At 64.4% G+C, this 13200-nt stretch carries 8 protein-coding genes; 3 read left to right on the plus strand and 5 right to left on the minus strand.

Going from position 1 to position 13200, the window contains the following annotated elements; all coding sequences use genetic code 11:
• Positions 1 to 30: 30 nt before the first annotated feature.
• Positions 31 to 1398, minus strand: coding sequence for an MATE family efflux transporter (locus H620_RS0113675; protein ID WP_027907500.1), 1368 nt, complete (start codon positions 1396 to 1398; stop codon positions 31 to 33).
• A 214-nt stretch (positions 1399 to 1612) separates the two neighbouring features.
• Here H620_RS0113675 and H620_RS0113680 point away from each other — a divergent pair, with 214 nt between their 5' ends.
• Positions 1613 to 6514, plus strand: a complete 4902-nt coding sequence (locus H620_RS0113680) for an alpha-2-macroglobulin family protein (protein WP_027907501.1) — start codon at positions 1613 to 1615, stop codon at positions 6512 to 6514.
• A gap of 70 nt (positions 6515 to 6584) precedes the next feature.
• Here the strand turns inward: H620_RS0113680 and H620_RS0113685 are convergent, their stop codons facing one another.
• Entirely contained in the window at positions 6585 to 6878 is a 294-nt protein-coding gene (locus H620_RS0113685; RefSeq protein WP_023382503.1) for a hypothetical protein, read from the minus strand.
• 77 nt (positions 6879 to 6955) lie between these two features.
• Between H620_RS0113685 and pbpC the strand changes: the two genes are divergently transcribed.
• Both pbpC and H620_RS0113695 read left to right on the plus strand, forming a co-directional pair.
• Positions 6956 to 9310 (plus strand): peptidoglycan glycosyltransferase PbpC, encoded by a 2355-nt coding sequence (gene pbpC, locus H620_RS0113690; RefSeq protein WP_027907502.1) that lies wholly within the window; start codon positions 6956 to 6958, stop codon positions 9308 to 9310.
• A 91-nt stretch (positions 9311 to 9401) separates the two neighbouring features.
• A complete protein-coding gene (locus H620_RS0113695; protein ID WP_027907503.1) occupies positions 9402 to 11072 on the plus strand; it encodes a ShlB/FhaC/HecB family hemolysin secretion/activation protein in 1671 nt (556 codons plus the stop codon).
• Between the two features lie 21 nt (positions 11073 to 11093).
• On the opposite strand, the gene H620_RS0113700 is transcribed toward H620_RS0113695, so the two are convergent.
• The 3 genes from H620_RS0113700 to H620_RS0113710 form a co-directional block, all read right to left on the minus strand.
• Positions 11094 to 11876, minus strand: coding sequence for a response regulator transcription factor (locus tag H620_RS0113700; protein WP_189673007.1), 783 nt, complete (start codon positions 11874 to 11876; stop codon positions 11094 to 11096).
• 114 nt (positions 11877 to 11990) lie between these two features.
• Positions 11991 to 12461, minus strand: a complete 471-nt coding sequence (locus H620_RS0113705; RefSeq protein WP_023382499.1) for an A24 family peptidase — start codon at positions 12459 to 12461, stop codon at positions 11991 to 11993.
• 168 nt (positions 12462 to 12629) lie between these two features.
• A complete protein-coding gene (locus H620_RS0113710) occupies positions 12630 to 13199 on the minus strand; it encodes a DUF4136 domain-containing protein (protein WP_023382498.1) in 570 nt (189 codons plus the stop codon).
• Between the last annotated feature and the right edge of the window lies 1 nt (position 13200).

Genomic DNA, 13200 nt, shown 5'->3' on the forward strand with positions numbered 1-13200 from the left:
GGCGCTGCATTTTCAAATTGATTCTCGCAGTCAATCGAATCTATTTTTCATATTGTTTTCCACTCCGACCCACTTGCCTCTCTGCTGCAATTTCCATCCCACCCACCCCAACGTCACTGCCCGCAACGCCATGAACCCCAGAAACGCCAGCCATAACCCATGGTTGCCGGAGCCACTCAACACCAGCGCCAGAGGCAGCGCGACCAGTACCGAAACCAGCATTGCATTGCGCATCTCTCGCGCCCTTGTCGCACCGATGAACAGCCCGTCGAGCAGATAACTCCACACCGCGATCAGCGGCAGCACCGCCAGGTACGGCAGATACGGATAAGCCGCTGCCCGCACACTGTCGATGTCGGTTTGCAGGTCGATGAACAGGTGCCCGCCCATCAGGAACAACACGGCAAACCCCAGGCTGGTGATCAGCGACCAGCCACAGGCCACCACCAACGAGCGGCGCAGCGTGTCGCGGTCGCGGGCGCCGATGGCGTGGCCGCACAGGGCCTCCACGGCGTGAGCCAGGCCGTCCAGGGCATAGGCGGTCAACAGCAGGCCATTGAGCAGGAGGGCGTTAGCGGCCACCGTGGCCTCACCCAGGCGCGCGCCCTGCACGGTAATCAGCAGGAACACCAGCTGCAGCGCAAGGCTGCGCAGGAAGATGTCGCGGTTCACCGCCAACAGTGGCCGCCAGGCTTGCCAGCGCTTGAGCGCCGCCCAGGCGATCTGCCCCGGATAGGCGCGCAGGGCAGGGCGGGTGAGGGCCAAGCCCAATAGCGCGGCGCTCCATTCGGCAATCACCGACGCTCGCGCCGAGCCCAGCACCCCCCAGTCGAGGCCAAGGACGAACCACAGGTTGAGCACGATGTTGAGCAGGTTGGTGGTCAGCAGAATGGCCAGCGGTGCCCTGGCGTTCTGGGTGCCGAGGAACCAGCCCACCAAGGCATAGCTGGCAAGCGCGGCCGGCAGGCCAAGCAGCCGCGTGTGGAAGAAGTCTTCGGTGGCTTGCTGCAAGGCTTCGCTCGGCTGCATGGCCTGCAGCGCCAACTGGCTGAAGGGTACGGCGAGCAGGCCGATGAGCAGGGCGAAGCCGACCGCCAGCAACAGCCCCTGTACCAGCACCTGGCGCAGCGCAGCACCGTCGGCGCGCCCGGCAGCCTGGGCGGCGAAACCGGTGGAGCCCATGCGCAGAAAGCCCATCAGGCCGACCATGAAGGTGAACAGGGTGGCGCCCACGGCGACCGCACCCAACTGGTGGGCATGGGGCAGGTGACCAATCACCGTGCTGTCGACCAGCGCCACCAGTGGCACCGAAACGTTGGAGAGAATCATCGGTGCGGCCAGGCCCCAGACCTTGCGGTGGGTGGGGCGGTCGCGCCAGTCGGTCGTCAGTGAAGTCATCGGGTTCCTGTTGAATCTGCGGCTGCGTTGCGGCCGTTTCGCGTCACCGGGCCGCTCCCAACGATTGCGGGTCCGGGAACGGCCGTGCGCCGCGCTTTTCTGAGGGCAACAGTGTAACGGCCAGCCAGCCAATACGCTCGACCTCAGGTGTCCCTGCTGCCATTGCGCTATAGTTGCTGCCCTTACGTACACGCTGCCAAAGAGTTCCCACTCCATGTTCAACAAAGGATTGTTGCTGGCCTGCGCGCTGGCGTTGCTCAGTGCTTGTGACGGCGCCTCGCCGGAAAAAACCAAGCCGACCGAGTCTCCTGCCGCGAGCGCGGCGGTCGAGGCGGCGGCACCCAAACGCGAAGACCCGGCTGTGCTCGCCAAACGTTACGAGGGCCGCGAGCTGAGCGTGCTGGACGTCTCCGAAGTCCAGCTCGACGGAGCCGCTACCTTGTCGGTTAGCTTCTCGGTGCCACTGGATGCCAAGCAGGACTTCGCCAACACGTTGCACCTGGTGGATACGGTCAAAGGCAAGGTCGATGGCGCCTGGGAGCTCTCCGACAACCAGATGGAACTGCGCCTGCGCCATCTTGAGCCACAGCGCAAGCTGGTGCTGACCATCGACAAAGGCCTGCTGGCGGTGAACGGCAAGACGCTGGACAGCGAGTCGGTGAGCCGCCTGGAAACCCGCGACATGCAGCCCACCGTGGGCTTCGCCAGCCGCGGCTCGCTGCTGCCGACGCGCCTGGCCGAAGGCCTGCCGGTCATCGCCCTGAACGTCAACAAGGTCGATGTCGAATTCTTCCGCATCAAGCCGGACATGCTCTCCAGCTTCCTGGTCAACTGGGGTCGCAACAGCAGCCTGTACTACTACCAGTCCAAGGAAACCCTGGAGATGGCTGAGCTGGTCTACAGCGGCCGTTTCGACCTCAACCCTGCGCGCAACACCCGCGAGACCATGCTGCTGCCGATTGCCGGTATCAAGCCGCTGCAGGAGCCGGGCGTGTACCTGGCCGTGATGCGTGCCTCGGGCACCTACGACTATTCGCAACCGGCAACGTTGTTCACCCTCAGCGACATCGGCGTATCCGCCCATCGCTACCACGACCGCCTGGATGTATTCGCCCAGGCGCTGGAAGGCGGCAAGGCGTTGAAAGACGTCAACCTCGAACTGCACGATGACAAGGGCAAGCTGCTGGCCCAGGCCAAGACAGATAGCCAGGGTCATGCCCAACTGCCCATCACCGCCAAGGCCGACACCCTGATTGCCACCCAGGGCGTGCACACCACGCTGCTGCGCCTGAACACGGCGGCGCTGGACCTGGCCGAGTTCGACATCACCGGGCCCCAGGCCAACCCGCTGCAGTTCTTCATCTTCGGCCCGCGAGACCTGTATCGCCCTGGCGAAACGGTGCTGCTCAATGGCCTGTTGCGCGATCAGGATGGCAAGCCGGTCAAGGCCCAGCCGGTCAGCGTGGAGGTCCGTCGCCCCGATGAGCAGGTGAGCCGCAAGTTCGTCTGGGAGGCTGACGCCAACGGTCTTTACCAGTACCAATTGCAACTGGCCACCGAAGCTCCGACGGGCCGTTGGCAGTTGCTGCTCGACCTCGGCGGCGGGCGCAAGCAGGTGTATGAGTTCCTGGTCGAAGACTTCCTGCCCGAGCGCCTGGCACTGGAGCTCAAGGGCAGCAGCCAGCCGCTCGCACCAGAGCAGGATGCGCGTATCCAGGTCAATGGCCGCTACCTTTATGGCGCCCCGGCTGCCGGCAATCGCCTGAGTGGTCAGGCCTATGTCCGCCCGCTGCGAGAAGCCGTACCCGCCTTGCCGGGCTACCAGTTCGGCTCGGTGACCGAGACCGAGCTGAACCAGGACCTGGAGCTCGATGAAGTGACCCTCGACCAGGCCGGTAAAGCGGTGGTCGACATTGAAAGCCGCTGGGCCGAGGCCCGTTCGCCGCTGCAACTGACCGTGCAGGCCAGCCTGCAGGAGTCCGGCGGCCGACCGATCACCCGGCGTCTGGAACAGCCGATCTGGCCTGCCGAGCGTTTGCCGGGCCTGCGTGGCCTGTTCGACGGTGACGAGACCGACAGCGATGGCCCGGTGGAATTCGAGTTCCTGGTGGCGGACCGGGACGGCAACAAGCTGGCGGCGAACGACCTCAAGGTCAGGCTCATTCGCGAGCGCCGCGACTACTACTGGAACTATTCGCAGAGTGATGGCTGGAGTTACAACTACAACGAGAAATTCCTCACGCAAAGCGAGGAAACGCTCAGCGTCAAGGCAGGCTCCACGGCCAAGCTGACCTTCCAGGTCGAGTGGGGGCCGTATCGCGTGGAAGTGGAAGACCCGGAAACCGGACTGGTTTCCAGCGAACGCTTCTGGGCCGGTTATCGCGCCCAGGACAACGCCGAAGGCGGCGCTGTGCGTCCGGACCAGGTCAAGTTGGCGCTGGACAAGCCTTCGTACGCCGATGGTGCCACGGCCAATGTCACCGTCACGCCACCGGCGCCAGGCAGTGGTTATTTGATGGTCGAGTCCAGCGAGGGCCCGCTGTGGTGGCAGGAGATCGACGTTCCCGCCGAGGGCAAGACCTTCGAGGTGAAACTCGACAAGCAGTGGGCACGCCATGATCTGTATGTCAGCGCCTTGGTGATCCGCCCCGGCGAACGCAAGGCCAATGCCACGCCCAAGCGCGCGGTGGGCGTGCTGCACCTGCCGCTGGACCGCGCCGAGCGCAAGCTTGCCGTCACCTTGCAGGCCCCTGAGAAGATGCGGCCGAAACAGCCACTGACCGTGAAACTCAAGGCCGCCAACGCTGATGGCAGCCACCCGAAACAAGTGCATGTGCTGCTGTCCGCGGTAGACGTGGGCATCCTCAACATCACCGACTTCAAAACCCCGGACCCGTTCGCCAGCCTGTTCGGTCGCAAGGCCTACGGTGCCGACCAACTGGACATCTACGGGCAGTTGATCGAAGCCGGCCAGGGCCGTCTGGCGAGCCTGGCATTCGGTGGCGATGCGGCCATGGCCAAGGGCGGCAAGCGCCCCAATACCACGGTGACCATCGTCGCTCAGCAGAGCGTGCCGGTGACCCTTGACGAGAAGGGCGAGGGTCAGGCAACGGTCGAGATCCCCGACTTCAACGGTGAGCTGCGCCTGATGGCTCAAGCCTGGAGCGATGAGCACTTCGGCATGGCCGAGGGCAAGACCGTGGTCGCCGCGCCATTGATTGCCGAACTGGCGGCGCCGCGCTTCCTGGCCGGTGGTGATCGCACCAGCCTGGCGCTGGACTTGGCCAACCTGTCGGGGCGCGCGCAGCAGTTGAGTGTCGAGCTGCGTACCGAGGGCCAATTAAGCCTGCAAGCGGATGCCCTGCAAAGCGTCGCGCTGGCGGAAGGTCAGCGCACCACGCTGATGATTCCGGTCCAGGCCCAGGGAGGCCTCGGTCAGGGCAAGGTGACCGTGCGCGTCAACGGCCTGCAACTGCCGGGTGAGCCGACCAACACTTTCGAGCGGGAATGGACCTTGGGTGTTCGCCCCGCCTACCCGGCCATGCTCAAGCACTACCGTGTGGCCCTGAAGGAGCAACCCTGGACGCTGCCGGAGGGCGACCTGGCCGCCTTCGAGCCCGCCGGCCTGGAGGCCAGCCTGGCCTTGTCGAGTCGCCCGCCGTTGAACCTGGCCGAGCAGATTCGTGCGCTGGAAGCCTACCCTTATGGCTGCCTGGAACAGACCACCAGCGGGCTCTACCCCTCGCTGTATGCCGATGCGGAGAGTCTCAAGCGCCTGGGCATCAAGGGCGAAGCCGCCGAGGTCCGCAAGCGCAAGATCGAGATGGGCATCGAGCACTTGCTGGGCATGCAACGCCACAACGGCAGCTTCGGCCTGTGGAGTTCGGACAGTGAGGAGGAGTACTGGCTGACCGCCTATGTCACCGACTTCCTGATGCGTGCCCGCGACCAAGGCTACGGCGTCCCGGCCGAGTCCCTGAAAAAGGCCAGTGAGCGGTTGTTGCGTTACGTGCAGGAGCGCAACCTGATCGAGGTTGATTACAGCGACAATGCCGAGCACACCCGTTTTGCCGTGCAGGCCTATGCCGCCCTGGTGCTGTCGCGCAGCCAGCAGGCACCCTTGGGTGCATTGCGCAGTCTGTTCGAACGACGGGCCGATGCGCGTTCCGGGCTGCCGCTGGTGCAACTGGCGGTAGCGCTGGACAAAATGGGCGACAAACCACGCGCCGATCAGGCCTTGCAGGCCGGCCTAGGCATCAGCCGTGGCAAGGGCTGGATGGCTGACTACGGCAGCGCATTGCGCGACCAGGCACTGATTCTGGCGCTGTTGCAGGAGAACAAACTGGCCAGTAATCAGGTCGACCAGCGCCTGTTCGCCTTGTCGGACGAACTGGCCGCCAACCGTTGGCTTTCGACCCAGGAGCGCAATGCGCTGTATCTGGCAGGCCGTGGCTTGCTCGACAAGCCGGAAGGGCAGTGGAAGGCGCGCCTGGACAGCGCGGGCGAGATTCGCGTGTTCAGCAACACCGAATCGGGCATGAAGCTCGAAGGGCCGTTGCTGGCCGCGCCGCTGAGCGTGCAGAACGAAGGCAGCGAAACGCTCTACCAGCAACTGACGCTGTCGGGGTATCCGCGTCAGGCACCGGCCGCTGGCGGCAACGGCCTGCAGATCCGCCGCGAGTACCTGGGCATGAACGGCCAGGCACTTGACCTGCACAACCTGCGCAGTGGTGACCTGGTGCTGGTGCACCTGGCACTCAAGGCCGAGACCGCCGTGCCGGATGCGCTGGTGGCGGACTTGTTGCCTGCGGGCCTGGAGCTGGAAAACCAGAACCTGGCGCAGAGCGCGGCGAGCCTGGACAACGCCAGCAGTGCGGTCAAGCAGTGGCGTGAGTCGATGCAGAACGCCAGCGTGGTGCACCAGGAGTATCGTGACGATCGCTATGTGGCGGCGCTCAAGCTCGACAGCTATGGGACCACGCACTTGCTGTACCTGGCGCGGGCCGTGACGCCGGGCACCTATCGCGTGCCGCCGCCGCAGGTCGAGTCGATGTACCGGCCAAACCTTCAAGCAGTGGGGGATGGGCAGGGTGAGATGGTTGTGAAGGCGCGTTGAGATGCGGGCTGGCTCCCACAGGTAGCGGTTATCCGTGGGAGCTAGCGATGGGCCGCGAAGCGGCCCCACGTCAGTGGATGATCCAGCTCAACACCCACAACCCCAGCAGCAACCAGATGATCCCAGCGATGATCGAGGCGCGCATGAAGGCGCGGATTGCCGAGTACAGCAGCATCAGGCCAACGATCAGGGCCAGGATGCTGATCAGCGAGGTGTCCATGCCCAATGTGCGCGCCAGGCCATCTATGAAATTACCCCCGGCATTGGCCAGCAGGTTGAACAGGCCGCTCAACGCGTCGACGATGAAGCGGATCAACGACCCCAGCGCCTGCCCCAGCCACTCGAAAAAACCTTCTACATGCATAGTTGCTTCCTGATGATCGAATCGGCGAGGTTACCGATTCCAAGCCTTTGGCCATCACCTGGCCAGGTCGGTTCCCAATGCCAAGCTTAACCCGCCTGCATACCCGTGCGGGGCGCTTGCTGTGCGGTTCTGCCTTGGCGTTGGCGATGACGGCGGGCCTGTTGTGGCTGGCCGACCGCCTCTGGCCGTTGCCCATGCCTGCGGATGATCTGGCACGGGTGGTGCTGGCCGAAGACGGCACGCCGATGTGGCGTTTCGCCGATGCCGATGGCGTGTGGCGTTACCCGGTCAGCCCCGAGGAAGTTTCGCCGCTATACCTGCAGGCGCTGCTGACCTATGAAGACCGTTGGTTCTACAGCCACCCGGGTATCAACCCCTTGGCCCTGGCCCGTGCGGCCTGGCTCAACCTGCGCGGTGGGCGCGTGGTCTCGGGTGGCAGCACCCTGTCGATGCAAGTGGCCCGGCTGCTCGACCCGCATGATCGAACGCTGGCCGGCAAGCTGCGGCAACTGTGGCGCACCGGGCAACTTGAATGGCACCTGTCCAAGCGCGAGATCCTGCAGCTTTACCTGAACCGTGCTCCATTTGGCGGCACCTTGCAGGGCGTAGCGGCGGCCAGTTGGGCTTACCTGGGCAAGTCGCCGATGCATTTGACCCCTGCCGAGGCGGCGCTGCTGGCGGTGTTGCCGCAGGCGCCCAGCCGTTTGCGCCCGGACCGTCATCCGGCGCGTGCCCAGCGGGCGCGGGACAAAGTGCTGCAGCGCCTGGGCGAATATCACGTGTGGCCTGCCTTGCAGATCAAGGAGGCTACCGAGGAGCCCCTGTTGCTGGCCCCGCGCCAGGAGCCTGCGCTGGCGCCGTTGCTGGCGCGCCGGCTGAACACGGCCAACAGTCCGCCGCTCATTCGTACCACCCTGGACGCGAACCTGCAGCGGCGTTTGGAAGACCTGCTGCTAGGCTGGCGTGCACGCCTGCCGGAGCGCACCTCGGCCGCGGTGCTGGTGGTGGAATCGCAGACCATGGCCGTCAGGGCCTACCTGGGCTCAATCGACCTGGCCGACGAGCGCCGATTCGGCCATGTCGACATGGTGCGATCCCTGCGCTCGCCCGGCTCGACCCTCAAGCCATTTCTCTACGGCATGGCGCTGGACGACGGCCTGATTCATTCCGAGTCGCTGCTGCAGGACGTGCCGCGCCGCTATGGTGACTACCGTCCCGGCAATTTCTCGATGGGGTTCAGCGGGCCGGTGGCAGCCAGTTCGGCGCTGGCCCTGTCCTTGAACTTGCCAGCCGTGCAACTGCTTGAAGCCTACGGCCCCAAACGCTTTGCGGCGGAGCTGCGAAATGCGGGCATACCGCTGGTGCTGCCGCCCCTGGCAGAGCCCAACCTGTCGCTGATTCTCGGGGGCGCCGGCAGTCGCCTGGAAGACCTGGTCGCAGGCTACGCGGCGTTGGCCAGGGCGGGCAACAGTGCCCAGGTACGCCTGCGGCCGCAGGACCCGCTGGTGGAACGACGCCTGCTGTCGCCGGGGGCGGCCTGGATCATCCGCCGCATTCTCAGCGGCCAGGCCCGCCCTGACCGTGACCCACATGCCGAACTGGTCCAACGGCCGCTGCTGGCCTGGAAGACCGGGACCAGTTATGGCTTTCGCGATGCCTGGTCGATCGGGGTAGGGCCGCGTTACCTGATCGGTGTGTGGATCGGTCGCCCCGACGGTACGCCGGTGCCTGGGCAGTTTGGCCTGGCCTCGGCAGCGCCGCTGATGCTGCAGGTTCATGACCTGTTGAGCAATCGCGACAGCCAACGTGGCATTGCCGCGCCGGTGGAGCAGATGCCGCAAAGCGTTGGCGTGGCGGCGATCTGTTGGCCTTTGGGCCAGCCAATGAAGCGGCAAGACCCCAACTGCCGTCGCCAGCGCTTCGCCTGGACCCTGGAAGGCACCACGCCACCCACCCTACAGGCGGCCGACCAGCCGATCGGGCTTGGGCTGCGGGAAACGGTCTGGGTCAACGACCAGGGCCTGCGCGTCGACAGCACCTGCCCCGGTGCCAAGGCGCGAGAGGTCGCCCTGTGGCCCGCCCCGCTCGAGCCTTGGTTGGGGCGTCAGGAGCGTCGCGCTGCCCGGTTGCCAGCCGTGGACCCTGGTTGCCCGCCGCAGCTCGCGGCGCGGGTGCCGCCGTTGTCGATCGTGGGGGTGCGCCCTGGGGACAACCTGCGCAGGCCTTCGACCAGCAGCGAGCCACTGCAACTGCATGTCTGGGCATTGGGCGGAGGCGGGCGCCGCTGGTGGTTCCTCAACGGCCAGCCCTTGGGCGAGACCGAGGGGCAGAACAGCTTGCTGGTGCGTTTCGACAAGGCCGGACAGATCGAGCTGAGCGCCCTGGACGAAAGCGGCGAGACCGCGCGGGTGGCATTTGAGGTCAACGAGTGACGGTCGACGTTTGCAGGTCCAGCACCTACGCTTGCAAGTGACTGGGGTGACCGGCTGGCGCCCTGGTACCCAAGGGATCATGGAGTGTCCTATGCGTCCTCTGGTCGTGCCCCTGTTGCTGCTGTCTTGGGCCAACCTGGCTCATGCCGAGCCGTTGCCTGGCTTTCTCGACGGCCACGAAAATGAGCGCCGCCTGCCCGCCGCCAACCTGCCGCTGGATGTTTATCGCCCCTTGGCACCTGGGCTGCGGGTGTGGGCTCCGCTCGCCAAGCAACGCGCATCGCTGCCGACGAATACTCCGCTGATGCTGCACAAGGTGCGTTTCGAAGGGGGGACCGTCTACCCGCTCAGTGAACTGCGCGAGCATTTCCAGCCGCTGATGGGGCGGCAAACCACCTTCGGCGAACTGCAACAGTTCACCGATCGCCTGACTGAGCGTTATCGGGGTGACGGCTACCTGCTGTCCTACGCATACCTACCGCCCCAGGACGTCAGCGAAGGCCGGGTGCAGGTGGTGCTGGTCGAGGGCTATATCCGCGACTACCGGCTGGTAGGCGATATCGGACCTGCCGCCGCCTACCTCGAGCAGCTGCTGACGCGGCTCAAGGCCGAGCGCCCCTTGACCGGCAAGACCCTCGACCGTTACCTCGGCCTGGCCGAGCGGATGCCCGGTGTGTCCATCGAGGCCGAACTGCCTGCCACCGATCAAGCGGACGGTGCGACCCAATTGACCGTTCGTGCCCGGCGCAGGCCCTTCGACGCGGCGTTGACCCTTAGCGATGGCAACCGTGACGAGCCGCAAGCATTGCTCAGGGTTTCCAGCCGATCGCAGACCCGCTTTGCCGAACGCGTCGCGGCCAGCGTCATCCAGCCCAAAGGCGACGAGCAGACCCGATACCAGCATCTGGAGTACAGCCAGTACCTCGATGCCGAAGGCAGCCAACTGCTGGTGTCTGCCACGCGCTACCGTAGCGAGCCGAATACACGCGTTCGCCTGGACCATGGCCGGACCATGACGCAACGCCGGGAGAGCGATCGCTACGCAGTAGGGCTGCGTCAGCCGGTGATCGTCGCGGCGGATGAGTGGATGACGGTGGCTGGGCATTTCTATGCCGTCAGCGAGCACATCGAAGACCGGCCAGGGCAGGGCGTGCCTTCTCGAAACAACGCGACCTCGCTACGGGCCTTGTCGTTCGGCGGCGACTGGCGCCATGCCGACCCGCGTCGATTGCGGATCGTCACTGCAGGGGTCTACCAAGGCCTGGATTATCTGGGGGGCCATAGCGATGGCGACTACGACCTCAACTTCTTGCGTATGCGCGTCGCGGGGCTGCAAAGCGATCGGCTGATGGACAACTGGCAGGGTGTGCTTTCTGGGGCGTTGTACTGGAGCGATGACCGGCTGCCCGACAGCGAAAGGGCGGTGTTCGGCGGACAGAATTTCGGCAGGGGTTACCCTCGGGACCAGGCGGCGGGCGACAGGGGCTGGGGCATGGCCTACGAGCTGAACTACAGCTTTCAGCTCGATGGTGCGCTGCTCCGCCAGGTGCAACCCTATGGTGTGCTCGATAGCGCGCGTGCCTGGTACAACAGCGGGCACCTCGAGGACTCAACGCTGAGCGCTGTGGCACTGGGTGTGCGCCTGGGTGACGGTCGCCGTGGCAGTGTCGCGCTGGAAGTGGCCAAGCCGTTGGCGGATGTGGCGCTGGACAGTCTCGATCGCGGGCCGCGTTGGACCCTGACCTTCAGCTTCCAGCCCTGAGCCTGGCCGGTTTCGATGCCCTCAGTGCGTGGTGAATCGCTGGTGCACAGGAGACGAACTAGGCGTCAGGGCCAACGCCAGCTGGGTGCGGTTGTGCATATGGGTCAGGCGCAGTACCTGGGATACATAGAGCTTCACGGTGTTCTCGGTGATACCGAGCTCGCAGGCGATCTGGTAGTTGGTCTTACCCTTGCTCACCAGGCGGGCCACTTCCAGCTGGCGTGGCGAAAGCTTCTCGAAGGCAGCTGGCAGCTCGGCTTCGTTTTCCTCGGCATCGCTGGCTCGACGGTGCACGCCCTGGCCGCGGGCTTTTTCCAGGTCTTGGTAAAGTTCGTCGATCGATTCGGCCAGCTCCTGCAGGCGTCGGTTCAGGCTGCCCAGGTCGCGGAAGTTGTTCTGGCGTTCGAGTAACGATTGCTCCTGGCGGCGTACACCTTCGAGCAACTCATCGAGGTCCACGGGTTTTTGGTAGTAGTCGGCAAAACCTTCGCGCAGCGCGCGGACCACATCCTGTTTCTCGGCTCGCCCGGTCAGCATGATCGCCTCGAACAGACGCTCACGTCCGGCGACTTCCTTGAGTGCGTGAACCAACTCGATGCCATCGCGTTTGGGCATGTGCAGGTCGCACAGCACAAGGCCAATGGCTTGGTCCGCCACGTAGCATTCGATGGCCTGGTCGGTTGAAAAAGCCGGCACGCAGCGATGGCCATGGCTTTCGAGGAATTCACACAACTGTTCGACGATCAACTGCTGGTCATCGACAACCAGCACCTTTACCTCACTCGTTGGCTTGCTCACGATCAACTCCCTGTTCGTAATCGGCCCTGCTCCCGGGCCAGACGCTCTGGCAGTTAGAAAAGTAGTCCTACTTCCCAACTTTGTACAAGTTTTGTACAACACTTCGGACCATGGAAATGACTATTGGATCCATACGGCAGTGAGCATGAAGCCGGCCAGCACGTAAGGCACGAACGCTTGCTTGTCGCCCATTTGCTCAGTCAGCGCTTGCAGTCGTTTCTTGACCTTCGGATTCATCAGGGTCCACAAGCGTCGCCGGGCGAGCAACCACAGCAGGACGCTGATCCCGGCACCAATGAAGGTGCCGAGTACATACTGGTAGCTGGTGGCCAGCGCCAGGGCGCCCATCAACTTGACGTCATCAGCGCCGAAGCGGCCGAGCATGTAGCCGGGCAGGGTAAGCAGCATGACGATGGCCAGCGCCCAGCCGGCATCGCTGGCGTCGGCGCCGATCCAGCTGTGTCCGGTTGCGAACAGCCACACCAGGGCACAAGCGGCCACACCCAGGGTAAGCATGTTGGAGATCTGCCGTTCGCGGACATCTTGTTCGGCGCACAAGGCAAGCCACATCAGGAGAACAATGCTTTGCATGGGCAGGTCGCCATCCCTATTCGTTGAACTGATCTATCCAGGCAGTCAGGTTTCAATAGTCAGGGTAGACGGAATCCGACGAACGGGCGTGGCGTGAGGGAAAAAAGGTTTCATCCATGACCGTCCACGCACAGTGAGGCGGTCACGGATGTCGAGGCCGGCGCAGTCTTATTGCTTGCTACCCGGTGGGTACTTGCTCAGCACCTGGGAAATGGTCTTCTGGATCGCGGAGTTGCGTTCCTCGGGGCTTGGTGGGTAGTTGTTCATGATTTGTTCGGCACTGCCGCGCCACACCAGCTTGCCATCGTGGCCATCGAACATGTCGACTTGGAGGGTGGCCACCTTGTAGTCGACGCTGCGCGTCTCGTTGTACATCGGGCCACCCCAATAGCCTCCCCAGTAACCACCCCAGCCGCCGCCATAGTTGGTGGTGATCTGTTGCTGGCGTTGCTCGACGATCAGGTAGGCCTGGACCTTCAGATCAGGCCGGGCGCTGCCCTGCGCAGGACGCAGACCACGTTGATCCAGCTCGCTGGCAACTGCCTGACGGATGCGCTGCTCGGTCAGGTCGCTCTTGATGCGAGGGTCATCGGGTCGGTACTGCAAGCCTGGCTCCTGCCATGCCCAGCTGCGATAGGCAGCAAAATCGCGGCTCGCGTCGAAATCCTGTTGGACGTTGTTGCTTGCACAAGCGGCGAGCAACAGCGCGAATGACAGCACAACGAGACGGCGCAACATG

It is taken from the genome of Pseudomonas taiwanensis DSM 21245, from assembly GCF_000425785.1.
Lineage (GTDB): Bacteria > Pseudomonadota > Gammaproteobacteria > Pseudomonadales > Pseudomonadaceae > Aquipseudomonas > Aquipseudomonas taiwanensis.

Coding starts and splice junctions, on each gene's coding strand:
- H620_RS0113680 (WP_027907501.1), top strand. CDS start 1,613: ATGTTCAACAAAGGATTGTTGCTGGCCTGCGCGCTGGCGTTGCTCAGT.
- H620_RS0113705 (WP_023382499.1), bottom strand. CDS start 12,461: ATGCAAAGCATTGTTCTCCTGATGTGGCTTGCCTTGTGCGCCGAACAA.
- H620_RS0113710 (WP_023382498.1), bottom strand. CDS start 13,199: ATGTTGCGCCGTCTCGTTGTGCTGTCATTCGCGCTGTTGCTCGCCGCT.
- pbpC (WP_027907502.1), top strand. CDS start 6,956: ATGCCAAGCTTAACCCGCCTGCATACCCGTGCGGGGCGCTTGCTGTGC.
- H620_RS0113675 (WP_027907500.1), bottom strand. CDS start 1,398: ATGACTTCACTGACGACCGACTGGCGCGACCGCCCCACCCACCGCAAG.
- H620_RS0113685 (WP_023382503.1), bottom strand. CDS start 6,878: ATGCATGTAGAAGGTTTTTTCGAGTGGCTGGGGCAGGCGCTGGGGTCG.
- H620_RS0113695 (WP_027907503.1), top strand. CDS start 9,402: ATGCGTCCTCTGGTCGTGCCCCTGTTGCTGCTGTCTTGGGCCAACCTG.